This is a genomic window from Campylobacter concisus, assembly GCF_902460715.1.
Lineage (GTDB): Bacteria > Campylobacterota > Campylobacteria > Campylobacterales > Campylobacteraceae > Campylobacter_A > Campylobacter_A concisus_AK.
Genome location: NZ_CABPUX010000001.1, coordinates 804,059 through 829,682, shown reverse-complemented (window position 1 = coordinate 829,682; position 25,624 = coordinate 804,059). Strand labels below are relative to the sequence as shown.

General features: G+C 32.4%; 27 protein-coding genes. 26 read left to right on the top strand and 1 reads right to left on the bottom strand.

The window, feature by feature from the left end; genetic code table 11:
- Positions 1 to 153 precede the first annotated feature (153 nt).
- From rpsB to F3G91_RS03955, 26 genes are all read left to right on the top strand, one after another.
- Complete coding sequence (rpsB, locus tag F3G91_RS04080; protein WP_149700787.1) at positions 154 to 942, top strand: 30S ribosomal protein S2; 789 nt, start codon at positions 154 to 156, stop codon at positions 940 to 942.
- Positions 942 to 2,006: a translation elongation factor Ts gene (gene tsf / locus F3G91_RS04075; RefSeq protein ID WP_149700786.1), complete on the top strand. Its 1,065-nt coding sequence runs from the start codon at positions 942 to 944 to the stop codon at positions 2,004 to 2,006. Before rpsB ends, tsf begins: the two co-directional genes overlap by 1 nt.
- The gene (locus tag F3G91_RS04070) at positions 2,006 to 2,650 is read left to right on the top strand and encodes an ABC transporter ATP-binding protein (RefSeq protein ID WP_002941236.1); all 645 of its coding nucleotides are present in this window, start codon (positions 2,006 to 2,008) and stop codon (positions 2,648 to 2,650) included. Before tsf ends, F3G91_RS04070 begins: the two co-directional genes overlap by 1 nt.
- 89 nt (positions 2,651 to 2,739) lie before the next feature.
- A complete protein-coding gene (fliR, locus tag F3G91_RS04065; RefSeq protein WP_103639240.1) occupies positions 2,740 to 3,501 on the top strand; it encodes a flagellar biosynthetic protein FliR in 762 nt (253 codons plus the stop codon).
- A gap of 56 nt (positions 3,502 to 3,557) precedes the next feature.
- Positions 3,558 to 5,114, top strand: coding sequence for a Highly acidic protein (locus tag F3G91_RS04060; protein WP_149700785.1), 1,557 nt, complete (start codon positions 3,558 to 3,560; stop codon positions 5,112 to 5,114).
- Entirely contained in the window at positions 5,115 to 5,726 is a 612-nt protein-coding gene (gene gmk, locus F3G91_RS04055) for a guanylate kinase (protein WP_149700784.1), read from the top strand.
- Positions 5,727 to 5,777: 51 nt separating this feature from the next.
- Complete coding sequence (tatA, locus tag F3G91_RS04050) at positions 5,778 to 5,999, top strand: twin-arginine translocase TatA/TatE family subunit (RefSeq protein WP_149700783.1); 222 nt, start codon at positions 5,778 to 5,780, stop codon at positions 5,997 to 5,999.
- A gap of 9 nt (positions 6,000 to 6,008) precedes the next feature.
- A complete protein-coding gene (gene argS / locus F3G91_RS04045) occupies positions 6,009 to 7,592 on the top strand; it encodes an arginine--tRNA ligase (protein WP_149700782.1) in 1,584 nt (527 codons plus the stop codon).
- 5 nt (positions 7,593 to 7,597) lie between these two features.
- On the top strand, positions 7,598 to 8,674 hold the full coding sequence (locus F3G91_RS04040; protein ID WP_149700781.1) for an iron-containing alcohol dehydrogenase family protein: 1,077 nt from the start codon (positions 7,598 to 7,600) through the stop codon (positions 8,672 to 8,674).
- Complete coding sequence (locus tag F3G91_RS04035) at positions 8,674 to 9,300, top strand: class I SAM-dependent DNA methyltransferase (RefSeq protein ID WP_149700780.1); 627 nt, start codon at positions 8,674 to 8,676, stop codon at positions 9,298 to 9,300. Before F3G91_RS04040 ends, F3G91_RS04035 begins: the two co-directional genes overlap by 1 nt.
- Positions 9,301 to 9,383: 83 nt before the next feature.
- Positions 9,384 to 10,565: a DegT/DnrJ/EryC1/StrS aminotransferase family protein gene (locus F3G91_RS04030; RefSeq protein WP_149700779.1), complete on the top strand. Its 1,182-nt coding sequence runs from the start codon at positions 9,384 to 9,386 to the stop codon at positions 10,563 to 10,565.
- Complete coding sequence (locus F3G91_RS04025; protein WP_149700778.1) at positions 10,565 to 12,133, top strand: cytidylyltransferase domain-containing protein; 1,569 nt, start codon at positions 10,565 to 10,567, stop codon at positions 12,131 to 12,133. The genes F3G91_RS04030 and F3G91_RS04025 overlap by 1 nt, the downstream gene beginning before the upstream one ends.
- Positions 12,130 to 12,804: a cytidylyltransferase domain-containing protein gene (locus tag F3G91_RS04020; protein WP_149700777.1), complete on the top strand. Its 675-nt coding sequence runs from the start codon at positions 12,130 to 12,132 to the stop codon at positions 12,802 to 12,804. The genes F3G91_RS04025 and F3G91_RS04020 overlap by 4 nt, the downstream gene beginning before the upstream one ends.
- 1 nt (position 12,805) lies before the next feature.
- Positions 12,806 to 13,864, top strand: coding sequence for an N-acetylneuraminate synthase family protein (locus F3G91_RS04015; protein ID WP_223227810.1), 1,059 nt, complete (start codon positions 12,806 to 12,808; stop codon positions 13,862 to 13,864).
- Position 13,865: 1 nt separating this feature from the next.
- Positions 13,866 to 14,831, top strand: a complete 966-nt coding sequence (locus F3G91_RS04010) for a radical SAM/SPASM domain-containing protein (protein WP_149700776.1) — start codon at positions 13,866 to 13,868, stop codon at positions 14,829 to 14,831.
- Positions 14,828 to 15,373: an acyltransferase gene (locus tag F3G91_RS04005; protein ID WP_149700775.1), complete on the top strand. Its 546-nt coding sequence runs from the start codon at positions 14,828 to 14,830 to the stop codon at positions 15,371 to 15,373. The genes F3G91_RS04010 and F3G91_RS04005 overlap by 4 nt, the downstream gene beginning before the upstream one ends.
- Entirely contained in the window at positions 15,363 to 17,135 is a 1,773-nt protein-coding gene (locus F3G91_RS04000) for an LIC12162 family transferase (protein ID WP_149700774.1), read from the top strand. Before F3G91_RS04005 ends, F3G91_RS04000 begins: the two co-directional genes overlap by 11 nt.
- The gene (locus F3G91_RS03995) at positions 17,117 to 18,628 is read left to right on the top strand and encodes a lipopolysaccharide biosynthesis protein (RefSeq protein WP_149700773.1); all 1,512 of its coding nucleotides are present in this window, start codon (positions 17,117 to 17,119) and stop codon (positions 18,626 to 18,628) included. The genes F3G91_RS04000 and F3G91_RS03995 overlap by 19 nt, the downstream gene beginning before the upstream one ends.
- 5 nt (positions 18,629 to 18,633) lie before the next feature.
- Entirely contained in the window at positions 18,634 to 19,266 is a 633-nt protein-coding gene (locus F3G91_RS03990) for a class I SAM-dependent methyltransferase (RefSeq protein ID WP_188116792.1), read from the top strand.
- The gene (locus tag F3G91_RS03985; protein WP_149700771.1) at positions 19,256 to 19,987 is read left to right on the top strand and encodes a LicD family protein; all 732 of its coding nucleotides are present in this window, start codon (positions 19,256 to 19,258) and stop codon (positions 19,985 to 19,987) included. The genes F3G91_RS03990 and F3G91_RS03985 overlap by 11 nt, the downstream gene beginning before the upstream one ends.
- 19 nt (positions 19,988 to 20,006) lie before the next feature.
- Complete coding sequence (rfbF, locus tag F3G91_RS03980; RefSeq protein ID WP_149700770.1) at positions 20,007 to 20,783, top strand: glucose-1-phosphate cytidylyltransferase; 777 nt, start codon at positions 20,007 to 20,009, stop codon at positions 20,781 to 20,783.
- A gap of 3 nt (positions 20,784 to 20,786) precedes the next feature.
- Positions 20,787 to 21,878, top strand: a complete 1,092-nt coding sequence (gene rfbG, locus F3G91_RS03975; protein ID WP_149700769.1) for a CDP-glucose 4,6-dehydratase — start codon at positions 20,787 to 20,789, stop codon at positions 21,876 to 21,878.
- On the top strand, positions 21,866 to 22,273 hold the full coding sequence (locus F3G91_RS03970) for a WxcM-like domain-containing protein (RefSeq protein WP_021092070.1): 408 nt from the start codon (positions 21,866 to 21,868) through the stop codon (positions 22,271 to 22,273). Before rfbG ends, F3G91_RS03970 begins: the two co-directional genes overlap by 13 nt.
- 9 nt (positions 22,274 to 22,282) lie before the next feature.
- Complete coding sequence (locus F3G91_RS03965) at positions 22,283 to 22,999, top strand: hypothetical protein (protein ID WP_149700768.1); 717 nt, start codon at positions 22,283 to 22,285, stop codon at positions 22,997 to 22,999.
- On the top strand, positions 22,986 to 24,098 hold the full coding sequence (locus F3G91_RS03960) for a DegT/DnrJ/EryC1/StrS family aminotransferase (RefSeq protein WP_149700767.1): 1,113 nt from the start codon (positions 22,986 to 22,988) through the stop codon (positions 24,096 to 24,098). The genes F3G91_RS03965 and F3G91_RS03960 overlap by 14 nt, the downstream gene beginning before the upstream one ends.
- Positions 24,088 to 24,987: a glycosyltransferase family 2 protein gene (locus F3G91_RS03955; RefSeq protein ID WP_149700766.1), complete on the top strand. Its 900-nt coding sequence runs from the start codon at positions 24,088 to 24,090 to the stop codon at positions 24,985 to 24,987. The genes F3G91_RS03960 and F3G91_RS03955 overlap by 11 nt, the downstream gene beginning before the upstream one ends.
- Here F3G91_RS03955 and F3G91_RS03950 read toward each other — a convergent pair.
- Entirely contained in the window at positions 24,961 to 25,608 is a 648-nt protein-coding gene (locus F3G91_RS03950; RefSeq protein WP_223227809.1) for a sugar transferase, read from the bottom strand. The genes F3G91_RS03955 and F3G91_RS03950 overlap by 27 nt on opposite strands.
- Positions 25,609 to 25,624 lie beyond the last annotated feature (16 nt).

Here is a 25,624-nt window from a genome sequence, read left to right as displayed (position 1 = left end):
ATCTTTAAATTTAGCTTCAATAAAGCCAAGTTTCAATATAATCCAAGCTTTATTTCACACACGACAATCCTAAATTTGGTTGTGCGAAAGCATTAATGGTCGTGGAGGATAAAACTAAATTCAAGGCAAAATGCCTAAAACAAGGAGAAACTCATGGTAACTATGAGAGATTTATTAGAGTGTGGCGTACATTTTGGTCACCAAACACGCCGCTGGAACCCAAAGATGAAAAAATTTATCTTTGGCGAGAGAAAAGGTATCTATATTATAGATCTACAAAAGACTATCCGCTACTTCCGCTACACTTACAACATCGTTCGTGACGCAGCTGCTGAAGGCAAGTCAGTGCTATTTGTCGGTACTAAAAAACAAGCTATCGACGCTATAAAAGAGTACGCTGAAAAATGTGGAATGCCTTATGTAAATCACCGCTGGTTAGGTGGTATGATGACAAACTTCGGTACTATCCGCCAGTCTATCCGCAAACTAGAAGTTATCGAGGCTATGGAAGAAGATGGTTCGATAAATTTACTAACTAAAAAAGAGGCTTTGATGCTTCGCCGCAAAAAAGAGAAGCTTATCGCAACTCTAGGCGGTATCCGCAACATGAAAAGCCTACCTGATATGATATTTGTTGTTGATACAGTTAAAGAAAAGATTGCTGTTCAAGAGGCAAATCGCTTAAAAATCCCAGTTGTAGCACCAATAGATACAAACTGCGATCCTGACGTTGTTGATTATCCTATCCCAGGAAACGACGATGCGATCCGCTCTGTTCAGCTTTTCTGCCAAGAGATGGCTGAGGCTATTAACGAAGGCAAATCACTTCTTGAGCAAGATGGTGGCGAGCAAGCTACTGGCGAAGAAGTAAGCCAAGATGAGAAAGATGCAGTTGTAGCTGAGGCTATGAGCGAAGAAGACTTTGGCGAGGACGAAGAGTAATGGAAATAACTGCACAAATGGTAAAAGAGCTCCGCGAATCAACCGGAGCTGGCATGATGGACTGCAAAAAGGCACTTGGCGAAGCAAATGGCGACATGGAAAAAGCTGTTGATATACTTCGTGAAAAAGGCCTAGGTCAAGCTGCTAAAAAGGCTGACCGCCTTGCAAGCGAGGGCTTAGTAAGCGTTGAAGTTTGCTCAAAATGCAAAAAAGCAACTATCAGCGAGATCAACTCTGAGACCGACTTCGTTGCTAGAAACCCACAGTTTCAAGCGCTTGCAAAAGACGCAACGGCTCACATCCAATCAAGTGGTATAAAAACAGTTGAAGAGCTAAATGCAAGCACATTAAATGGTGTTAAATTTGAAGAATATTTCAAAACTCAGATCGCAACTATCGGTGAAAACCTTGTAGTTCGTCGCTTTGAGACAATCAGCGCTGATGATAAGGGCGTGGTAAATGGCTACGTTCACTCAAATGGCCGTGTTGGCGTACTTATCGGTGCAGCTTGCGAAAGTGCTGAAGTTGCAAACAAAGCAGCTGAATTTATAAGAAATTTATGTATGCATGCAGCCGCTATGAAGCCAAGCGTTATAAGCTACAAAGATCTTGATAAAGATTTTGTTGAAAAAGAATTTATCGCACTTCGCGCCGAGCTTGAAAAAGAAAATGAAGAGCTAAAACGCCTAGGTAAGCCACTTCACCACATCCCTGAGTATGCTAGCCGCTGCCAGATAGGTGAGACTGAGCTTGCAAAAGCTACAAAAGCGATCGAAGAAGAGCTAAAAGCTGAGGGCAAGCCTGAGAAAATTTGGGACAAGATCATCCCTGGCAAGATCGAGAGATTTTACGCTGATAACACAGTGCTTGACCAACGCCTTACACTTTTAGGCCAGTTTTATGTAATGGACGATAAAAAGACTATCGAACAAGTTATCGAAGAGAAGAGCAAAGAGCTTGGCGGCAAGATCGAGATCGTAAAATACGTTCGTTTCGAGCTTGGCGAAGGCTTAGAGAAAAAAGTAGATGACTTTGCTGCAGAAGTTGCTGCTCAAATAGGCTAATGGAAATTTTAAGAGCGTCTAATCTAGGCTTTGCGTATGATTATACGCTCTTTAATAATATAAATTTAACTCTCAATCAAAAACAAAGTATCGCGATAACTGGCGTTAGCGGTTGTGGCAAATCAACGCTTTTACACATACTTTCAACACTTTTAAAGCCAAATTTTGGCGAGGTCATCTATCAAGATAGATCGATCTATGAGCTTTCTCAAAACGAGCTTTTGGCCATTAGAAGGCTTCATTTTGGCATCATTTTTCAGTCGCACTATCTTTTTAAAGGTTTTAGCGCTTATGAAAATATCGAGCTTGCAAGCATACTATCAGGCGAAAATATAGAAAAAAATGATCTTGAAGCGCTTAAAATTTCAAGTGTGATAAATCAAAAAGTTGGTGAGCTAAGTGGCGGTCAGCAGCAGCGTGTCAGCATTGCTAGAGTGCTTACTAAAAAGCCAAAGATCATCTTTGCAGACGAGCCAACAGGCAACCTTGATAAGCAAACAGCAAATGAAGTGATGCAAGTTTTATTTGACTACATAAATGAAAATAACGCTGCCCTTGTTCTAGTCACTCACGACAACGATCTAGCCGCAAAATGCGACAACTCATACAAGCTTGAGAACAAAGAGCTTGTGCAAATTTCTTAAAATTTAGCTTCAAATTTCTAAAAACGACCACATAAATTTAAAAACAAAGTAAAATTTTGTAAAATTAGCAAAAAATTTAAAAGAGCAAAATGGAACTAGTAGAATTTTTTGGAGCCGATAAAGCAATAGTTTTTATGCTTTTGTTTGCACGCCTAAGCGGTCTCATCGTATTTTTTCCATTTTATTCGCACAATCAAATTCCTCTTAGCGTAAAAACGCTTTTAGTTTTTGTCCTTTGCGTCGTGCTATTTCCCATCTCAAAAGCTCATGCAAACTCTATAAATTTCTTAATCGGCGAGATCTTAGGCGAGGTTATGCTGGGTCTAAGTGCTGGACTTATGCTAACCATCATCTTTGCCACACTTCAAATGGCAGGCGAGCAAATCTCGATGGTCATGGGCTTTTCGATGGCCTCTGTGCTTGACCCACAAACTGGCACAAACTCTCCAGTCATCGCAAACCTTATAAATTTCATCGCGCTACTAACATTTCTAGCCTTTGACGGTCACCATTTACTCCTTCAGTTTTACGCTAGCTCGCTTGCTGTTGTGCCTCTTGGCGATTTTTATCCGCGCCCTGGCATCATGAGCTATGCGATAAATTTATTTACAAATTTGTTTATGTTTGGCTTTATCATGTCATTTCCTATCATCGCCCTCTCTTTACTCTCAGACTCTATCTTTGGTATGCTCATGAAGACGATGCCGCAGTTTAACCTACTAGTCATCGGCTATCCTATCAAAGTGACGATTGGATTTTCTGTTTTGATAGCCATTTTAGCAGGCATTATGAAGATAATGAGCGACCTACTTTTAAAAGTGATAAATGATCTGCCGGCTCTGTTTTTTTAAGAAAATAGCAATGAAATTTATCATAGAATAGGCTTTTACTATTACAAGGAGGGATGATGAAAGTTGCTCTAATAAATAAAAATCCAGCAGTTTCACGTCTGATAACTTTAAGTCTGAATAAAATCGGCACCGAATATAGCGAATTTGAGGATCTAAATGGATTTGACGATGCTCAGTTTGACTTTATCATAATCGACAGTGACGTGGATAGTAGCGAGCTAGCTACAGATAAAAAGGTGATGTATCTAGCAAGTCGTGGCGAGAGCAAACCAGAATTTGCTACTTTGATGCTTGAAAAACCATTTTTACCGACTGAATTTATAAGTGTTTTTGAGCAAAATATCCCAAAAGATGAGCCAGCTACCGAGCAAAATGCTAGTGAGCAGGGCGAAAGCGACTTTGGTGATTTTAGCGACGAAGCTATAAATTTTGACGAGATGTCAGGGTTTAAGCTGCCTGATATAGATACAAATTTAGAAAATTTCGCAGACCTTGATAAAGAGCTTTTAGAAAGTGGCATAGATAGCCCAAGTGAGGAGATTAACGAGAGTGACTTGCAAGAGGAAAATGAAGCTAGCGATGTGGAGTCTTTAGAAGAGCTTGAGGACCTGCAAGAGCTTGCTAGCGAGGACCTTGCTGATGAGAGCGTGGATGAAGAGACTAGAGAAGCGATAAGTGATGCAAATGAGAGCGAAGAGAGCAAAGATGGCGATCTAGCAGAGCTTAGCGCACTTGTTGATGAGATAGAAAATATGCCAGAAGAGTCTGAAGTAGATGAAGAGCTAAATAAAAATTTAGATGATATTATTAGCCAAAATGACGTTGCAGGCTTGGTTGATGAAGAGAACGCGGGTAGTGAGCTTGATGAGATAGATCAGAGTAAATTTGAGCTTAGTGAGATCGATTCGCTTGATGAAGAGCTAAATAGTGAAGAGTCTGACGAGGAAAATAAAAATTTAGACGATACCGAGCTAGATGTTCAAAATTTAGAGCAAGAAGAGCTAAATATAGACGAACTAGCCAAATTTGATGATGAATATAGCCTTGAAAATGAGGCAAATTTAGAAGATGAGCCTAAAGATGATGAGAATTTAGATGAGATCTCTGAGGCTGATGAAGAGCAAATTCAAGTAGATGATGAAAAAGCAGAAGAAGATATAGAAGAAGAGGCTTTGGATGAAATTTCAAGCGAGGAGCTAGAAAATTTAGAGTCTAGCGAGAGTGAAAATGCTTCTAATGAGATGTCAGTAGAAGAGCTAGAAGAGGTGAGCGAGCCAGAAGCCAAAGAGGATCTAGGTCTAGTAGATGAAACTTTTGAAGAAGAAAATGCTCAAGAAGAAGACGTACAAAAAGAGAGCAAAGACGCAGCACCAAGCGAGTTAAACTTTGACGCAGCATCGATAGATGATATAGATGAAAACACGATGTTAGCGGCATTTGGGCTAAAAGATATGCCTCAAATAAGCTCAAAAAATGATGCAAAAGAAGACTACAAAGAAGAGCTAACTAAAAAGATAACAAAACACGTCCACGAGTCGCTAAATGAGAGCTCGCTAAGAGATGTGCTAAAAGATATGAACATCAAGATAAATATAAGTTTCGAGGAAAAGTAGTTGCAAGGACAAATTTTAGTAGTTTCGGGACCTAGTGGAAGCGGTAAAAGCACGCTTTTGGGCCGTCTTTTAAAGGAAGAGAAAGACCTATATTTTTCTATCTCAAGCACAACAAGAGCCAAAAGAGAAGGCGAAGTTGATGGGGTGGATTATTATTTTATAAAAGAAGATGAATTTAAAAGCGGCATAGAAAAGGGCGAGTTTTTAGAGTGGGCGCAGGTGCATAAAAACTACTATGGTACGAGCTTAAAGCCTATTTTAGCAGCGCTTGAAGCTGGAAAGATAGTAATATTTGACATCGATGTGCAAGGCTTTCACATCGCACTTGAGAAATTTAAAAGCTACATCACTTCAGTTTTTATAACAACTGCTAATAAAAAAGAACTCAAAAGGCGCTTGAAAAACCGCGGAACAGATAGCGATGAGACGATAGAAAATCGCCTAATGAACGCAGTTGGCGAGATGGAGCATATTTTAGAGTATGATTATTTTTTAGTAAATGATGATATAGAAAAGAGCTATAAAGGGCTAAAATCAATCCTTCGAGCGATGAGGTTAAAAAGTGCTAAGATAAACTTAAGAAACGTCATCGACGAGTGGATAGATTGTTAGAAATTCAGGAATTTATGATAATATTTTGAGAAAATTTGATAAGGAGAAAAGATGGGTTCTTTTAGTATTGGCCACTGGTTGATCGTTTTGGCGATCATTGTATTACTTTTTGGAGCAAAGAAGATCCCAGAGCTTGCAAAAGGACTAGGCAAGGGCATAAAGACTTTTAAGGCCGAGATGGAGGACGCAACCCCTGAAAAGAGCGAAAAAGTTGAGCATAAAGAAGAGAGCGCTGCTAGTCAAAAGATAGAAGAAACAACTAAAAACGCGTAGGTTTTAGAGTTGAAAGATAAAGTAAAAGCTGAAATTTTAAAGGTTTTAGAGCGCGAATTTGTGCTTGAAAAGCCAAAGGATAAAAATTTAGCCCACTATGCGACGCCGCTTTTTAGCCTCGCAAAAGAGCTAAGAAAGTCGCCGGCTATGATAGCTAGCGAGTTTGCTGATAAATTTAGTGATAGCAAGATAGTGGAAGCTAGTGCGGTAAATGGCTACTTAAATTTCAAGCTTAAGAGCGAATTTTTAGATGAAATTTCAAAGCAAATTTTGCTAGATAGCGAAAATTTTGCAAAAGAAGATGCGAAAAAAGACAGCTATTTAATAGAATACATTAGTGCAAATCCAACTGGGCCGCTTCACATCGGACACGTTAGAGGCGCAGTTTATGGCGATACTTTGGCAAGACTTGGCAAAAGACTTGGCTACGCTATCTCAACAGAATACTACATAAACGATGCGGGCAATCAAATAGATCTGCTTGGCACTTCGATATCTCTCGCAGCTAAAGAGCAGCTTTTTAACGAAAGCGTCGTCTATCCAGAGAAATATTACCGCGGGGATTATATTTTAGATATCGCTAAGCTTGCAAATGAGAAATTTGGCAAGGAAATTTTTTATGACGAGAGCAGAAACCTTGAGCTTGCCGAATTTGGCAAGGATATCGTGCTTGAGATCATCAAAAAAGACTTGGCTGATGTTGGCATTTTTATAGAGAGCTGGGCTAGTGAAAAAGCACTTTACGACCGCATGGAGCCAACCATAGACAAGCTAAAACGCTCAAATCAAATGTATGAAAAAGAGGGCGCTACTTATATCGCTTCTACCACACTGGGCGACGATAACGATAGGGTTGTGGTTAGAAATGATGGCAGACCGACATATTTAGCTGGCGATATCATCTATCATAACGCTAAATTTGAGAAAAATTTTGACCACTATATAAACATTTGGGGCGCGGATCACCACGGATATATCGCAAGGCTAAAGGCTGCGATAAATTTCCTTGGATACGATGAAAACAAGCTTGAAGTGATACTTATGCAGATGGTTAGTCTGCTAAAAGAGGGCAAGCCATACAAGATGAGTAAGCGCGCTGGCAATGCGGTCCTGATGAGCGATATCGTGAGCGATATCGGTGCTGAGGCGCTTAGGTTTATCTTTATAAGCAAGGCAAACACAAGCAGTTTGGAATTTGACGTGGATGAGCTTAAAAAAGAGGATAGTTCAAATCCTATTTTTTATATAAATTACGCTCACGCTAGGATAAATCAGATCTTTGCAAAGGCTGGAAAAAGCGTTAGTGACGTGATAAACGCGGACTTTGAGTGCCTAGATGAAAATGCTAAAAATTTACTTTTTGAAGCGCTAATCTTGCCTGAAATTTTAGAGGATGCTTTTGCTTCAAGGCAGCTTCAAAAGATACCAGACTATCTAAAGTCGCTAGCTGCTAGCTTTCATAAATTTTATAATGAAAACCGCGTGGTTGGAAATGAAAATGAAGATAGCTTGTTAAAAGTCTTTGCAGTCGTTGCTGTCTCGATAAAAACAGCATTTAACATAATGGGAATCACAGCTAAAGATAGGATGTAATTAACATGAATAATTCAAAAAATGTTTTAAGGTATATGTTTGGCAAAGGATCGATTTCTAATCTGAAATCAATTTTAGATACTAGAGCTGAAGGCGATAATTATGTTGTGTATTTTATTGATGAATATTTTAAAGGCAATCAAATTTTAGAAAATTTGCCTATAACAAATAAAGATGAAATTTTCTTTGTTCAGACAAAGGATGAGCCTAAAACTAAAGGTATTAATCTTTTAAGAGATAATTTGCTTGTAAAAAATAAAATAAATCCAAAAGCAATTGTATCATTGGGTGGTGGTTGCACTCTAGACACTGGAAAAGCAATTGCAAATTTATTAAAAAATCCAGGAAATGCCGAAGACTACCAGGGATGGGATTTAGTAAAAAATCAAGCTATTTATAAGATAGGTATACCAACAATTTCTGGCACTGGAGCTGAAGCTAGTAGAACTTGTGTTATGACAAATCCTGAAAATGGTTTAAAGCTTGGAATGAATAGTGATTTTACCATATATGACCAACTTATTTTAGATCCTGATTTAACAAAAAGTGTGCCAAGAGATCAGTATTTTTATACCGGAATGGATACTTATTTACACTGTATTGAATCACTAAATGGTAGTTATCGTAATGCGATAGGTGATGCCTTTTCTCATCAAGCCATAAATTTATGTAGAGAAATATTTTTAAGTAAAGATATGATGAGTGATGAAAATAGGGAAAAATTAATGGTTGCTTCATACCTTGGTGGATGTGCGATAGCAAACAGTTATGTCGGATTAGTTCATCCATTTTCTGCTGGTCTTAGCGTTGTTTTTGATACGCATCATTGTATTGGAAACTGTATCGCAATGACTGCAATGGATGAATTTTATCCAAATGAATTGGAAGAATTTTGGATGATGGCAAAAAAACAAAATGTTAGTATCCCTAGAGGAATTGCCAGTAGTGTTTCTGAAGATATATACAAAAAGCTTTATGCATCAACTATAATTCATGAAAAGCCATTAAATAATGCCTTAGGGGATCGATTTAAAAATATTTTGACTTTTGAAAAAGCAAAAGAAATATTTAGGAAAATGTAATGGCAAAGTATCATAAGTATGTTTTTGATGTAGAAAAGCGCACTTTTATAGGTGATTTTGAAAATATGTATGCACATGAGTCTATTGAAAAATTTGATTCATGGCATCAAGATGATAGTAGGCAATTACAGCGTAAGATATGTTTAGAAATTTTAAATCAGTATAATTTTAATACTATAGTAGATATTGGCTGTGGTAAAGGGGCTCTAACACATATTTTAAAGAAGAAAAACAATACTTGTTTAGGTATAGATATATCTCAAACTGCCATAGATATTGCAAAAGAGAGGTTTAACGATATTGATTTTGTTGTGTGTGACATAAATAATATAGGAGCTTTTTCTGATTTGATATTAGCAAGAGGTATTTGTGAGGGGGGGGGTAAATTAGACTTGGTGTTTTCAAGCGAGGCTTTTTCTTATTTTTCAAATTATAAAAAATTGCTAAAAGAGATATCTGAAGTCAGTGATTATTTTATGGTAAGTCTATATTTGCCAAATGATCCAATAGGATTTGTCAAAAGCGAATCTGAATTATTGGATGATATAAGATGTTATTTTGAAATTATGGAACATATTAGCCTTAGTGTGCAAAAGTCTGTAATTGTTTTTGCTAAGTCAAAATAATATTTTTGATTTTGCTTTAATGATATTTACTCCTATAAATATTTTTATATAGAGTATGCAATATAGAAAGTTGAGACAATATTATGGATTTTAAAATAAATTTTAGTGGGACTGGTCACAAGTATACTAAAGAAGAGTTGAATGTTGTTTTGGAAACTATGCAAGATGCGGATCCGCTTACTCAGGGGATATATAGGGATAAATTTGAGAAAGCATTTTGTGAGTATAATGGAAATGATTTTGCATTCAGTGTTTGTAATGCTACTGCGGCTCTTGAATTGGCTGCTCAGCTTTGCTTATTTAAAGAAAATGATGAAATTATTGCCCCGTCTCATACCTTTACTTCTAGCGTTTATCCTTTTATTAAAAAAGGGGCAAAGGTTGTTTGGTGTGATATAGACTTGAGTACTAGAGTTGTGAATTTAAAAAGTATAAAAAAATGTGTTACGAAAAATACTAAGGCAATCGTTGTCGTTCATCTCTATGGTTTTATGATCCCAGATATTGAAGAAATTGCTAAGTTTGCAAAAGAAAATAATATTTTATTAATTGAAGATGTTGCTCAAGCAATGGGGACTGAAATGCATGGTAAAAAAGCTGGAACTTTTGGTGATTTTAGTATTTTTTCATTTCATTCACATAAAAATATTACAACACTTGGAGAAGGTGGGATTATAGCAGTTAAGGAAAAAAAATATGCCGATATAATTCCAATGTTGAGACATAACGGACATTGTGCTTTTGAAGGAGAAAGAAAAGAATACTGGAAACCAGCAATGGGTAATGTTGATATCCCAAATTTAAATGGTATAGATTTGATGCCAAATAACTATTGTTTAGGTGAAGTAGAATGCGCATTGGGAACAAAACTACTTGATAGGCTTGATCAGATGAATGAATTTAAACGAAAAAGAGCCGTGGAATTTATAGACAGTTTAAATGATTTTAAAAATATTGTTTTTCATAGAGTTGACAATAAAAGCCATAATTATCATCTGATGGTTGCATATATTAAAGGTGGCAAAAGAGATCAAATGATGGAGCGATTGGCATATGAAAAGGGTATAAAATGCGTTGTTCAATATTGTCCATTAAACCGTTATCCTTTATATAAAAAGTTAGGATTTGGCAACGCAAATTGCCCAAATTCTGATACTTTTTTTGATAACATGATCTCTTTCCCATTTCATCATTGGATTAGTGATGATGATTTTTCTTATATGATAAAATCAACAAAAGAAGTAGCAGTAAAATTAGGACTTTAATGGATAATTTACTTTTAGTAATTCCTGCAATTAAAAAAAATGCTGTTATTCCAGATCAATTAGTTAGAAAGCTAAATGGAGTGACTCTTATTCAAAGAGCTATAAATACAGCACTGGATGTCACAAATAAGATTTTAGTAGTTACCGACTCTGAAGAAATTTCTTTAATATGTGATAGAAATAGTATTAATTTTTATAAAGACAAAGACCTGCGCTTAAATTCTGAGAATATTTTAGAAATAATATATTCCATTGTAAAGCCCTATAAAGAAGATAATATTTTTCTTTATAGGGCAAACACCCCACTTGTTGATAGTGAAATTTTAAAAGATGCTTATGCTACTTTTAAAAGAGACAGTTTAAAAATTTTAATGTCAGTTAAATTTAACAATAAAAATATTTTTTTTATGGAGAATGATACGCTAAAACCTATCAAAGGAGATATCTCTTATAGAGAGTTAAAGGCGTTTTATATATTTTCAAAAAAAAGCCTAGTGTTAAAAGATTTTAAGCCGTATATTCTAGATAGTGAAAAATGTATAGAGATCGAAAGCTATCAAGATTGGTGGGTATGTGAGAAAATTTTAAGAAGAAAACGTATAGTGTTTAATGTTATAGGTGATTCTTGTATTGGAATGGGGCATATTTATAGGTCGTTAACTATAGCAAAAGAAATAAACGATCATGAGATAATTTTTGTTTGTGATGAAAAGTATAATTTTGCTGTCAATAATATTGCTTCTAAATACCATAAAGTTTTTTCGTCAAGTAATGTGCTAAAAGCAATTCTTGATTTAAAGCCAGATCTTGTTGTAAATGATTGCCTTAATAATGATGAAATGTATATTCATAGTCTTAAGAATGCCAATATAAAAATTGTAAGTTTTGAAGATATAAGCGAAAGTTCACGATATGTTGATTTGGTGTTTAATGAATTATTTGAAATTCCACAAAAAGATGGAAAAAACTATTTTTGGGGGCATAAATATACACTATTAAGAGATGAATTTGATGATGCAAAACGAAATGATAATTTTAAAAATGTAAATAGTATTTTATTGTCTTTTGGTGGTAGTGATCCAAATAATTTAACACTAGTGGCATTAAAGTCTATATTGAAAACATGTATAGAATTTGAAATAAAAATAAATATAGTTTGTGGAAGTGCATATGCTTACGAAGAAGAGTTGAAGGATTTTATTGCAAATTGTAAATATAAAAATATTTTTTTATTTATTAATAGTGTTGCTATGTCAAAAATAATGGAAGAGTGTCAGATTGCTATTTCATCAAATGGTAGAACTGCGTATGAACTAGCAGATATGCATATTCCAACTATTGTTATATCTCATCATGAGAGAGAGGCTACTCATACATTCACATCCCTTCAAAACGGATTTATTAACATTGGTGTTTTTGATAAAAAAACAGCCATAAAACTAGAAGAAAAATTTAAAAAATTAGTTGAAGATATAGATTATAGGGAGCTTTTATTTAATAATATCAAAAAATATGATTTTAGATCCAACAAGAATAAAGTTATTTCTAAAATCTTGGAGCTGCTATGAAAACAACTGGTGTTATTCAAGCTAGAATAGGATCTAAAAGATTACCATGTAAGATGATGTTAAATTTAAATAGACACCCAGTAATAGAATGGGTTGTAAAGAGAGTTCAAAGATCGTCTTTAGATGAGATTATCGTTGCTATACCTGATACTAAGGAAAATGATATTTTAGAAAAATATCTAAAAGGCTTAGATGTAAAAATTTTTAGGGGTGATGAAAATAATGTTTTAAAAAGATTTTATGATGCTCTCAAGGGTACCCTATCTACACATTTTGTTAGAATCTGTGCAGATAATCCACTGATAGATCCAGCAGAGATAGATAATCTAATCAAATTTTATAAAAATAATAATTGTGACTACGCTTACAATCATATACCAAGAGGTAATTTATACCCAGATGGTCTTGGTGCAGAAATAATATCTTCGGAGCTTTTTTTTGATATTTTTCATAAAGTTACATTGATTGAGCATAAAGAACATGCGTTGTCATATATCTGGGACAATCAAGAAAAGTATATAATAAAAACATTTGATCCTAATGATGAAAATTTGAAAAGACCTGATCTAAAATTTGATATAGATACGCTTGATGACTATTATAAGTTAGTAATGAAAGATTTTGATATTAATGTTAATTCTTTAGAGCTAGTTAAAATTTTTGGAGAATAAAGTGAAACTTATAGATTTTATGAATAGCATAAATCCCTATGAACCAAAGCTATATAAGCCTTTTATAATAGCTGAAGCTGGTGTTAATCATGAAGGAAGTATGCAAATTGCAAAAAGACTGATTGAAGAAGCATGTGAAGGTGGTGCTGATGCGATTAAATTTCAAACATATAAAGCAAATACAATAGCTTCCAAAAATTCTCCTGCTTATTGGGATACTACAAAGGAGCCTATTGCAAGCCAATATGAACTTTTTTGCAAACATGATAAATTCTGGAAAAAAGAGATGGAAGAGCTTAAAAGCCATTGTGATAAAGTTGGTATAGAATTTCTTAGCACCCCATTTGATATTGAGAGCGCTAAATTTTTAAATGATCTGATGGATGTTTTTAAAATTTCATCTAGCGACATAACAAATAAGCCTTTTATAGAATTTATATGCAACTTTAAGAAACCAATAATACTATCCACTGGCGCTAGTTTTTTATACGAAATACAAGAGTCGGTTAGCTGGATAGAAAGAGCAGGCAATACTTTGGCTCTACTTCATTGTGTGCTAAATTATCCAACTCCTGATGAAAATGCAAATTTAGGCATGATACTTGGGCTAAAAAGAGCATTTCCTGATAAAATTATAGGCTATAGTGATCATACATTGCCAAAAGATATGCAAGTTTGTAAAAACGCAATTTTGCTTGGGGCTACTATTATTGAAAAGCATTTTACTCATGATAAGACCTTGACTGGAAATGATCATTATCACGCAATGGATAAAAATGATTTAACTAAATTTAAAAAAGATATAGAAGAAACTTTTAAAATTTTAGGAAAATTTGAAGTTAGTGCGCTTGATGATGAAAAACTAGCTAGAGATAATGCTAGAAGAAGCTTGGTAGCATCAAAAGATATTAAAAAAGGTGATATTATAAAAAGAGATGATCTCACCTTTAAAAGACCAGCAATGGGGATAAGTCCTAAATTTATAGATGATATTGTAGGTAGAAGAGCGTTTTGTAATATAAGTGAAGATGATGTTTTAAAATGGAATATGGTGGAGTAGAATGCAAGATAATATTTCAAGATACACAGAAAAAGACTTAAATAATATTTTAAGTAATGAACTAGGTGAAAAATATATTAGTTACAGGAAGGAATGGAATAGTATTAGTTATAATAACTTTCCAGATTTTCCATTACATATAGATTTTGAAATGCAAGATAGTTGTAACCAGTCTTGTATAATGTGTCCAAGAAATACCAAAAAACATCCAAATATAAATTATAAAGTAAATACAAATTCCAAATTAAGTTTTGATTTATTTAAGAAAGCTATTGATGAAGGAAAAAATAATGGTTTAAGGTCTATAAATCTTGGTGCTTTTGCTGAGCCACTATTAAATAAAGACGTTTTTAAAATGATTAAATATGCAACTGATAATGGTATTGTAGATACAAGGATTATTACAAATGGGTTAATGCTAGAAAGATATATAGATGATATTTTTGATAGTGGGCTAGTTAATCTTTTTGTATCGCTAGATGCTTTTTATGAAAATACATACAATGACATTAGAGGCAAAGGCATGTCTTTAGTTAAAAGCGCATTAGAAAAATTTTTAGAGGAAAGATCTCTTAGAAAAAGTATACTCCCAATAACTAGAGTTTCTTTTGTAGATATGAAAAAGAATAGAGATGAAAAGATGAAATTTATAGAATTTTGGAGAGATAAAGTAGACTTTATAGATATACAGATTTTTGACAATTACAATATAGATATTAATGGCGAATTTGACTTTTCAGTGCACAAGAAATGGAACTGTTTTTCACCATTTGCTAGAGTGGCTGTTTTGTCGAATGGTGATATATTGCCTTGTTGTAATTTTTTTGGTAGAAACATACCAATAGGCAACATAAAGATTATTTCTATAAAAGATGCATTCAATAGTAAAAAAATGAATAATATTAGACAAGGTATATTGAATGATAGCTTAAGAAATTGTTCTATTTGTCAAAGGATTGGTGAGTGATAAAAATTTTTAAAAAAATACTTATATTTTTATATTGTAACTTTATATTGGAGATAATTGCATTATCTCCAACAATTATTGGAGATAAATTAAGATGGATATATGTTAAAATTTTTGCTAGAAAGTTAGGTAAAAATTTTAGAGCACATACTGGAACATTTTTTTATTATCCTAAAAATTTGAGTATAGGTGATAATGTTAGTATAAACGGAAATTGCATAATTCAATCTCTATCGAATTTGAAGATAGGAAATGATGTAATGATAGCTTCAAATTGCAATATAATGACATCAAATCATGGTTTTAAAGATAGATATATACCCATGAATCTACAAAAAAATGAAACAAATGAACTTATTATTAATGATGATGTGTGGATAGGCTTTGGAAGCGTCATAAACTCTGGTGCTAGAAAGGTGGAGATAGCAAAAGGGGTTATAATAGCATCAAATTCTGTAGTTACGAAAAGTATAGATATTGAGTATAGTATATGGGGGGGGGTTCCCGCCCATTTTATCAAGATGAGATTTGATGATGAGTAATAAGAGTGTTTTTTTGTGTACAACTGCTTTAGAGGATACATGGGATGCTAGTGCAGATAATCTATTGTTTTTAGGAGAACATTGCAGACTTTTTGATAAAAAAAAATACTACGAGAAATTAAATTATCAGATTTTTAAATATATTTGGAGCGATAAGGGAGAGATTGATCGTGCTTTAAAATATTGCATTGATATTTTTGAAGAGATTATTGAAAAACTTGCTGAGTTGCTCAATGATTATCATGGTGTAAATTATTCAATAAAATATTGGCAAAGTCTATTATTGCCATGGCTACAATATTATATATTAACGATTTATGATAGATATATGCATATTAAAATGGTATATATGGAACATAAAGATTTATATACAAATATTTTGAGCGAAGATGATTTTAATTTTACTGCGACTACAAATGATTTTTTTGAGCATGCACATAGTGATGATTATTTTAATCTTCAGCTTTATTCGCAAGTTGTTAAATTTTTAAATTTAAAGAGTAATGTAATAAGTATAAATCATCCAAGAATACAAACAAAAATAGAAATTGGTAATAAAAAACCACTAATTAAAAAGGCATTAGGAGTAGTTTCTAGTGTTTTGAATAGACTAAATTTTAACAAAAAAGTAGTAATAGTAAGTCCATATTTTAAATTTCATGCTATTAGGCATTGTCTAAAATTGTTTATTTATTCTAAATTTAGGATAGTTTTTGACAATATGAACTATCCTATTTCTATGGATGTGCAACCAAATTTAAGCATTAGAAAAGAGCTTTTTCGCAATGTTAATTTTACAGACGAGTTTAAGAATTTTTTATTTTATTCTTTTATACAAAATTTTCCCATTATATATTTAGAGGCTTATAAAGATTTTGACAAAAAGATAGATGGGTTAAAGCTACAACCCCCTAAAGTAGTATATAGCGCGAATGCATTGTATCATAACGAATTTTTTAGATTTTTTTGTGCTAAATATAGAAAAGATATTGTAGTGGCATATGGACAGCATGGAGGTGATTTTGGTATAGATAAAATAGATATTCAAGAAGAAATAGAAAGTAAATTTTGTGATATTTACTATACATATGGTTGGAAAAAACAGGGAGCATCTTGCGGTATTTTACCGCAGCAGTCGCTGCCAAGACTGGGTCACAATAATAAGATAGTTTTAGTAATGACTTGCATGCCGAGATATTTACATTGCATTGCATATATAGAAGATGGTGCTAAAATGTTGCAATATATTGAAAATACAAAAGTTTTTTTGAATAAATTAAAATATGATAGCTTATTGAATATTAGAACCTATCATGGAGATTATGGGTGGAATGTTAAAAATAGACTTTTAGAGTGTGGGAAAAAGTTATTTTTTGATACAAAAACAAATTATTATAAACAAATATCTTCATCAAGACTCAATGTGTTTGATCATATGCACACAGGCTATCTTGAATCATTATCTTTAAATAAACCAACACTTATTTTCATTGCCAAAGGAGTGTACTCGTTTAGGGAAGAAGTGAAACCATATATCAGTGATCTTATAGAGGCCAAAATTTTATTCATAGGTGCCGAAGAATGTGCTGACTTTATAAATAAGAATTATGAAAAAATAGAGATATGGTGGAATACCAAAGAAGTTCAAAATGCTAAAAATTTATTTTTGCATAAATATTTTAGAACATCATCAAACTGGGTAGAAGAGTGGATTAAAGAGTTTGATATGCTTTTGGAGAGCAGATGCACGAACAAAGTTTAAAAAAAAGATATCTAGCTAAGCTTTTTTCAAATATAATTAGTGCATTTGTTAATATGGCAATAGTTTTTATTGTTCCAAAAGCTTTAGGGCCAACGTCATATGGTCTTTTCATGTATTTACAAAATTTTTTTAATCAAATGATGGGCTTTTTAGATATTGGCACTTCAAGTGCTTTTTTTGTAAAGCTCAGTGCAAATAATTCTAGAAAATCGTTGTTTGTATTTTATTCTATTTACATATTATGTATATTTATTTTTTCTATCCTTTTTATTTGTGCGCTAAATTCATTAGAACTGAATGAGCATTTTATGCCAAATGTGCCTCAAAACTTTATATTGATAGGTTTTTTATACTCTTTTCTTTTGTGGCTAAGCCAAGTTTTTGTTAAAATTTCAGATGCGTATGCTATTACTATTAGTGTTGAATTTATTAAGATAGTTCATAAAATTTCAATGCTTTTATTGCTTATTTTTTTTGTATATGAACTTGCATTCGATTTAAAATTATATTATTTATATAATTTTATTTTTTATATTTCATTTATTTTTATCCTCATTTTATTTTTTTATAAAATGAGAATTTTTAAAGATATATGTGGCTTAAATTTAAAAGAGTTAAAAGATATTTTTAAGGAATTTTATTCTTTTTGCCACCCGCTGTTTTTTTATACTATTGTTACTACTTGTGCAACAGTCTTTGATGTTTGGCTTTTGCAAAAAGTATCAGGGAGTATTCAAAGTGGATTTTATGGTCTTGTATATGGTCTTGTTTCTGTTGCACTTATATTTACTAGTTCAATGACTCAGATTATTATAAGGGAGTTTTCTAAAGAATATGCAGTAAAAAATTATGAGAGATTGAGATTTTTAATTGTAAGGTATGTGCCTATGCTTTACTCTATAGCTACTTTCTTTAGCGTTTTTGTATCTTTTCATTCTAATGCAATACTTGCTATTTTTATAAATGATGACTTTAAAGGTGCCTGGTTGGCATTGTCTTTGATGGCTTTTTATCCACTTCATCAAACTTATGGTCAGATAATAGGAGGTTACTGTCATGCTACTTTGCAAACAAAATTAAATAGAAATATAGCTTTGTTTTTTATGCCTATTGGATCTATGATTAGTGTAATAATGATATATTTTTTAAATTTAGGTGCAACAGGTTTAGTAGTTAAGATGGTATTACTACAAGCAATAAGTACAAATGTAATGCTTTTTTTTGCCACCAAAGACTTAAACATAAAGATATTATTTTTTATTAAACATCAAATTTATTCACTTTTGTTTTTTGTATTATTTGGTATTTTATCAGAATATATAGCTATTTTCGATAGTATCGTTATAAATTTCATTGCTTGTGGCATTTTTTATATTTGTTTATGTATAATAGGAACAATCATTTTTCCACAGGTTTTTGCTATAAAGCCAGAAGACGTGAAAATGCTTTTAAAGAAGATAGTGGGATTTGTTTATATAAAATTAAAAGGATAAAAAGTATGGATAAGAGTTATTGGGATGAATTTTATAAGCAACATACTGGAGATAGTGTTATAAAACAACAAAGTACTTTTGCTAGTTTTTGTCAAGAAGAATTTTTCAAAGATAAAAAGTTAAATATTATTGAATTAGGTTCTGGAAATTGTAGAGATTCTATTTTTTTCGCTGCTAAAAAGCATAATGTTATAGCAATTGATCAAAGCGATATTGTAATAGAAAGCAAGGAAGACGATTCTTTAAAAGATAATTTAACTATTAAAGTAGCGAATTTTGTAACCGATGATTATTCTAAGTATGGTGATATAGATGTATTTTATTCTAGATTTACGATGCATGCCATTACAAAGACAGAAGAAGAAGAAATAGTAAAAAAAGCATATGATAGCCTTAGGCAAAATGGGTTATTTTGTATAGAGGTAAGAACAACAAAAGATCCATTATGTGGTATTGGACGCAACATGGGAGACGATACATTCTTTACCGATCATAATAGACGATTTATTAATTCGGATGTTTTTTTGAAACATGTCTTGAAGCTTGGCTTTAAGTTAAGATATTTTACAGAAAAAAATAACTTATCCATTTATAAGAATGATAATCCTGTTTTGATGAGGATAATACTTGAAAAATGATTATTCATATGGTGAAGATGAAATTTTATTTAAAAAAGTAAATCAGCTTCTACGTAGTTTTAAGTGTGAGTATTGGGTTTGTCATGGTACTTTATTGGGCATAATAAGAGATAATATGATTTTACCATGGGATCATGATATAGATTTCGCTGTTTGGAAAAAAAAAGTAAAAACGGAAGACATAGAAAAACTTTTTAAAGATAGTGGTTTTAAACAAGAAATTATTCTAGGTGAGATGGATTGTTTGCATTTTACAAACGGTTCTAAAAAAGTAGATATTAGTTTTTATGATGTAAAAGATAATGTTGCTTCAGTTAGATGGGTCGTTCCCAAAAAAACAAATCTAAAAAATAAATTCTTAAATTTTATCGCAATGATTATGCATTCACTTGATAATAATATTGTTATTGACCTTGAGATTAAAAACATAAAAGATTTACTAAAATTTTTATTAATAAAAGTAACAAAGTTAATAAAGCCATTCATCAAAAAAAATACTAGAAAAAAAATCTATGAAAATGCTATAAAAAGCTTTTACTATACTGGATATAGCTATGATATAAATTTAATGAAATTTAAAAACATTGTTTTTTTAGATGAAGTTGTTCCTGTTCCAATAGATTCTGAAAAATGTTTAGAAATGACGTATGGTAAAGATTGGAGAGTCCCAAAAAAAAATTATGTTTGGTACAATGAGGCGAATAATTTAATAAACATGTAATTAGAAAAGGAATTTATTTATGAAAGTTTTGTTACTTGCTGGTGGGTTTGGGACTAGACTAAGTGAAGAGACGGATATTAGACCAAAACCTATGGTTGAAATTGGTGGTAAGCCTATCCTTTGGCATATTATGAAAATTTATAGCCACTACGGGTTTAATGATTTTGTAATTTTATTGGGCTATAAGGGCTACTATATAAAAGAGTTTTTTGCAAATTATTTTTTACATAGAAGCGATATAACTATTGACATAGCCAGTGGTAAAATGGAGATATTAAATAACACTAGCGAACCATGGAGAGTTACTTTGCTAGACACTGGCTTGCATAGTATGACTGGTGCCAGAATCAAAAAAGCTAGAAAAATCGTAGGAGATGATGCTTTTATGCTGACATATGGAGATGGTGTAGCTAATATAAAAATAGACGACCTTTTAAAATTTCACTCATCCCATAAAAAAATAGTAACAATGACTTCAGCGCAGCCAGATGGAAGATTTGGCGCTTTAGAAATTTCAGATCAAGATCAAGTACTACAATTTAAAGAAAAGCCAAAAGGCGATGGCAGCTGGATAAATGCAGGTTTTTTTGTTTGTGAGCCGGAAGTGTTTGATTATATAGATGACGATGAAAGTACTGTTTTTGAGCAAGAGCCACTTATGAGACTTGCTCAAGATGGGGAGATATTTACTTACAAACATCATGGTTTTTGGATGCCAATGGATACACTAAGAGATAAAAATAAACTAAATGAAATGTGGCAAGAAAATAAAGCAGAGTGGAAAATTTGGGAATAAAAAATGTTCAAAAATGTTTTTAAAAATAAAAAAGTTTTAATTACCGGACATACTGGCTTTAAAGGTAGTTGGCTTAGCACATGGCTCTTAAAATTAGGTGCAGAAGTTGTTGGAATTTCAAAGGATATTCCAACAAATCCATCCATGTTTGTTTTACTAAATTTAAAAGATAAGATCAAAAAAGATTACAGAGCTGATATTCGTAACTTGGATATTATAGAAGAAATTTTTCTTAATGAAAAACCAGATTTTGTCTTTCATCTGGCAGCTCAACCAATAGTCTCTGTTTCATATAAAGATCCAATAGAAACTATAACTTCAAATGTTATGGGCACTACAAATATTTTAGAGATATTGAGAAAAGCAGAGCATGAATGCACGGCTATAATTATAACAAGCGATAAAGCTTATGACAATATCGAACAAGTTTGGGGATATAGAGAAAATGATGCACTTGGCGGAAAAGACATTTATAGTGGGTCTAAGGGTGCAGCAGAGCTTATTATTAAATCCTATTGTAACTCATTTTTTAAAGAGATTAAAAATATAAGGATAGGTGTAGCAAGAGCAGGAAATGTAATTGGTGGCGGGGATTGGGCTAAAGATAGAATCGTAGTGGATAGTATGATGGCATGGAGTAAAAACAAGGCTGTAAATATCAGATCTCCAAAATCTACAAGACCATGGCAACATGTTCTTGAACCACTTAGTGGTTATTTAAATTTGGCTATGGCGCTATCTTTGGACGATAGTTTAAATCGCGAATGTTTTAACTTTGGTCCAAGAGCTGAACAAAATCACAGTGTGGCAGAATTATTGGTGGATCTTGGTAAAATTTGGAGTTTAAAAAATATATATAATGTTGTAGATGAAATAATTTTTGACGAAGCTAAATTACTAAAGCTAAATTGCGACAAGGCGTTGCACTATCTTAAATGGCATGCAAGCTTAGAGTATAAAGAAACAATTGAGTTTACCTCGCAGTGGTATTATGACTTTTATAAAAAAAACTCAGATATGTTTAAAAAGACAACAGAACAAATAATAGAATATGAAAATATTGCAAAAAATAGAGCGTTATCATGGACGGAGTGATTTTAACACCATTAAAACAAATTTATAATCCAAAGGGTGACATTTTTCATGCAATGAAACAAAGTGATTATGGTTTTTGTGGCTTTGGAGAGGCGTATTTTTCAACTATAAACGAAAAAGAGATAAAAGGCTGGAAGAAACACAATCAAATGGTGCTTAATATTGTAGTCTGTTTGGGAGAGATTAAATTTGTAATTTATGATGATATAAAAAAAGAATTCTTAAGTGTAAATTTATCTCATAAAAATTATCAAAGACTGACTATAAAAAACGGGTTATGGATGGCTTTTTGTGGTCTCGGAAAGAATAATATGCTTTTAAATATTGCAAGCATAGAGCATGATCCTAACGAGTCTATTAGCATGGACATTAATAACATTAAATATAATTTTTAAAGGCTTTAAGTGAAAAAAATATATCAAAAGAAGTGGTTTGGTATAAAATTTAGTGAATTTACTAAGCTTAATTCTAAAAAAATTGCAGATGATGAGTTTTATAAAAAATTTTATGAGCTATTTTATAAAAAATTTAATTCATATAATGACCTTTCAAAAGATTATATTGAACGTAAAACAAATATTGCAAGAGATATTATAACCTTTTCGAAAAATTATAAGGATATTCTGTCTATAGGTTGCGGTAACGGTTTTGTTGAAAATTTTATAATTAAAAATAGTGATAAAAATATATTAGCAATAGAGCCTTCTAATAATTTTAAGTGGTTGACAAATGGGGGGGGGTGTAAAACCGTGATAGGCTTTTTCCCAGAATGTGTCAAAGATGAGAAAAAATATGAATTTGGTTATTGTAGCACTATAGACTATGTTTTTAATAATGAAGAGTATACTAATTTTTTAAAAAGTATTTATGAATATGGATTTAAAGAATTCTATTTAGCTGAGGTTATCATGCCAGCAGAAGGATTTGTTGCAAGTATAAAAGAGATTGTAAAAACTGTTTTATCACTACTTGGATTATATAATAAGGGTCAGTTTTGGGGATACTTAAGAAATATTGATGAACATATCATGCTTCTTAAAAAAGTTGGTTTTAAAAATATAACTTGTGGCGCGCATAAACATGGATCATATTGGATTAGGATTAAAAATGAGAAAGATTAGACTTTCGAAATCTTCAATTGGTGATATAGAAAAACAGGCCGTTTTAAAGGTGCTTGATGAAGAGTATCTTGGTATGGGCAAAAATGTTATGCAATTTGAAATTGCTATTAAAGAGTATTTAGCTACCGATATGGAAGTAGTATGTGTAAACACTGGAACCTCTGCTCTTCATTTGGCCCTTGCAGCGCTTGATTTTAACGAAAGCGATGAAATTTTAGTTCCAACTATTACTTATGTTGCGTCATTTCAGGCTGTTTCTGCCTTGGGGTTAAGACCTATTCCTTGTGATATAGATCCAGACACGATTTTTATCGATAAAGATGATATTAAAAGAAGAATTACTAAAAAAACTAGAGCCATTATGCCAGTGCATTATGCCAGCTCATCTAAGGGTATGGAAAGTATTTATGAAATTGCAAATGAGTTTGGGCTAAGGGTTATCGAAGATGCTGCTCAAGGATTTGGCTGTCTTAGGAATGGTAAGAAAGTTGGTAGCAGTGGAGATATAATTTGTTTTAGTTTTGATGGGGTAAAAAATATTACTTGCGGTGAAGGTGGAGCCATTTTATCTAGTGATTTAAAATTTATACAAAAAGTTAGAGATATGAGGCTTCTTGGGGTTGAAAAAGATAGTGAAAAAAGGTACTTAGGTCAAAGAAGCTGGGATTTTGATGTGAAGCTTCAAGGTTTTAGATATCACATGAGCAATATTATGGCTGCAATTGGAATAGCTCAACTTTCGAGAATTAATGGCTTCATATCCAAAAGAAAAGAGCTAGCCAGACTATATGTGGATTTGCTTAAAGATGTAGATGAAGTTGATTATTTAAAATTTGATTTTGATGATGTTACTCCATATGTTTTTGTTATAAAGGCAAAAAATAGAGATGGATTGCGAAATTTTTTACTAGAGAATGGCATAGAAACAGGTATTCACTATAAGCCAAATCATCTTCTAACAAAATTTAATACCAGTTATTCATTGCCAAAAAGCGAAAAAATATATAATGAAATTTTAACGCTTCCGTGTCATTTTGACTTGGAAATGGACGATATAAAATTTATTGTAAATAAGATAAGGACATTTTATGCAAGATAAACCACTAGTTTCGGTGATTATGAATTGTTTTAATAGTGATGAATTCTTAAGAGAAAGTATTGAGAGCGTAATAAACCAAACGTATAAAAATTGGGAATTAATTTTTTGGGATAATCAATCAACCGATAATAGTGCAAGTATTGCAAAATCATATAATGATAGTAGAATAAAATATTTCTATGCTCCAAAGTTTGCTCCACTTTATGGTGCTAGAAACTATGCTGTCAAAGAAGCCAAAGGTGATTTCATTGCATTTTTAGATTGTGATGACTTATGGAAAAATGATAAGTTGGAAAAGCAAATTTTATTAATGCATAATAGTGATTTTGGGCTTTGCTACACTAACTTTTATATTATGGGTCAAAATAAAAATAAGAAATTATTTGTTAAAACTCAGCCATCGGGATATATTTTTAAACACCAAATAGCTAATTATTCTATCGGAATTTTAACAGTTATGATTTCCAAGAAAGCATATGATAATATTGAAGATAAGTTTGACTCAAGCTTAAATTTTCCAGGAGATTATGATCTTTTTATTAGGCTTTTAAAAAACGAAAAGGCATGCTATATAGATGAGCCACTTGCATATTATAGGGCTTCTAATGCAAATAGTATCTCCAATACAAAACGCCTTGATAACATCAAAGAGGTGAAAGTTGTATTAAAAAAATTAAAGAATATGTATAGTGAGAAGGATATATTAAAAAGGCTAGATGAAGCAAAGGCCATAATGGATATAAAAGAAATTTTATTTTCTTTGAAGGATATGAATACAAGAGAAATTCTAAGAATTTTAAGAGATATGTCTTTTAAAGATGCTTTTTCTTTAACCGTTTTAAATAAAATTATCTCAAAAATTTTACGAACTTTGAGATGGTACTCTTAGATTTATTTTTAATATAAACGACGCACTAAATAAGCCATTTTTATATTTTGATGGGTTGTGTTCTGAGTTTTCATGCATTGTTCTAAATTTATAGCACTTAAATATTTTAGTATCCAGGCCAACCCTGTTTTGCAAGAAGTAAAGGCTGCCAGGAGACTGCTCGTCTATCTTTTTCTTTACGTAAAATTTAAGCACAAAAAGTATCACAAGAAGCAGTGAACAGCTTGCATAGTCGATCACGCGTTTTAAGGCGTATTCAAAGGCATTGTAAGGCTTGATATCGTTTAAAAAGTTTAAATTTTCGCCATTTTCTGGGATATAGCACTTTTGCAAGTAAATTTCTAAAAAGCTCTCCACATTTAGAAATTTGATCTTTTTATACTTCGTCTTAAACTGCAAAAGCGTGAGAAATCTCACCAGTTTGCTATCAACGGGCTTTTGGGTATTTAGCACGATCAGCCTTTGATCGCCTGATTTTATGAGATTTTCCAGTGCGCTTCTCAAAGCTTTAGCGTCGCTATTTTCGTGGGATAGAAAATTTACCTGGCCAAATTTCTTCCTAAGCTTCTCTAGCTCGAGTTTGGTGAAAGTATATTTTTCGCCAAGGATGATCATAGGCATATCCCTTTATCTTTAT

Excerpts from the sequence above, each read along its gene's own strand:
- F3G91_RS03970 (WP_021092070.1), top strand. The coding sequence starts at position 21,866 with ATGGACGGAGTGATTTTAACACCATTAAAACAAATTTATAATCCAAAG.
- F3G91_RS03955 (WP_149700766.1), top strand. The coding sequence starts at position 24,088 with ATGCAAGATAAACCACTAGTTTCGGTGATTATGAATTGTTTTAATAGT.
- F3G91_RS04020 (WP_149700777.1), top strand. The coding sequence starts at position 12,130 with ATGAAAACAACTGGTGTTATTCAAGCTAGAATAGGATCTAAAAGATTA.
- F3G91_RS04040 (WP_149700781.1), top strand. The coding sequence starts at position 7,598 with ATGAATAATTCAAAAAATGTTTTAAGGTATATGTTTGGCAAAGGATCG.
- F3G91_RS04030 (WP_149700779.1), top strand. The coding sequence starts at position 9,384 with ATGGATTTTAAAATAAATTTTAGTGGGACTGGTCACAAGTATACTAAA.
- F3G91_RS04035 (WP_149700780.1), top strand. The coding sequence starts at position 8,674 with ATGGCAAAGTATCATAAGTATGTTTTTGATGTAGAAAAGCGCACTTTT.
- F3G91_RS04060 (WP_149700785.1), top strand. The coding sequence starts at position 3,558 with ATGAAAGTTGCTCTAATAAATAAAAATCCAGCAGTTTCACGTCTGATA.
- rpsB (WP_149700787.1), top strand. The coding sequence starts at position 154 with ATGGTAACTATGAGAGATTTATTAGAGTGTGGCGTACATTTTGGTCAC.
- F3G91_RS04025 (WP_149700778.1), top strand. The coding sequence starts at position 10,565 with ATGGATAATTTACTTTTAGTAATTCCTGCAATTAAAAAAAATGCTGTT.
- F3G91_RS03990 (WP_188116792.1), top strand. The coding sequence starts at position 18,634 with ATGGATAAGAGTTATTGGGATGAATTTTATAAGCAACATACTGGAGAT.
- F3G91_RS03960 (WP_149700767.1), top strand. The coding sequence starts at position 22,986 with ATGAGAAAGATTAGACTTTCGAAATCTTCAATTGGTGATATAGAAAAA.
- F3G91_RS03995 (WP_149700773.1), top strand. The coding sequence starts at position 17,117 with ATGCACGAACAAAGTTTAAAAAAAAGATATCTAGCTAAGCTTTTTTCA.
- tatA (WP_149700783.1), top strand. The coding sequence starts at position 5,778 with ATGGGTTCTTTTAGTATTGGCCACTGGTTGATCGTTTTGGCGATCATT.
- F3G91_RS04000 (WP_149700774.1), top strand. The coding sequence starts at position 15,363 with ATGATGAGTAATAAGAGTGTTTTTTTGTGTACAACTGCTTTAGAGGAT.
- F3G91_RS03950 (WP_223227809.1), bottom strand. The coding sequence starts at position 25,608 with ATGCCTATGATCATCCTTGGCGAAAAATATACTTTCACCAAACTCGAG.
- F3G91_RS04010 (WP_149700776.1), top strand. The coding sequence starts at position 13,866 with ATGCAAGATAATATTTCAAGATACACAGAAAAAGACTTAAATAATATT.
- rfbG (WP_149700769.1), top strand. The coding sequence starts at position 20,787 with ATGTTCAAAAATGTTTTTAAAAATAAAAAAGTTTTAATTACCGGACAT.
- rfbF (WP_149700770.1), top strand. The coding sequence starts at position 20,007 with ATGAAAGTTTTGTTACTTGCTGGTGGGTTTGGGACTAGACTAAGTGAA.
- F3G91_RS04070 (WP_002941236.1), top strand. The coding sequence starts at position 2,006 with ATGGAAATTTTAAGAGCGTCTAATCTAGGCTTTGCGTATGATTATACG.
- tsf (WP_149700786.1), top strand. The coding sequence starts at position 942 with ATGGAAATAACTGCACAAATGGTAAAAGAGCTCCGCGAATCAACCGGA.
- fliR (WP_103639240.1), top strand. The coding sequence starts at position 2,740 with ATGGAACTAGTAGAATTTTTTGGAGCCGATAAAGCAATAGTTTTTATG.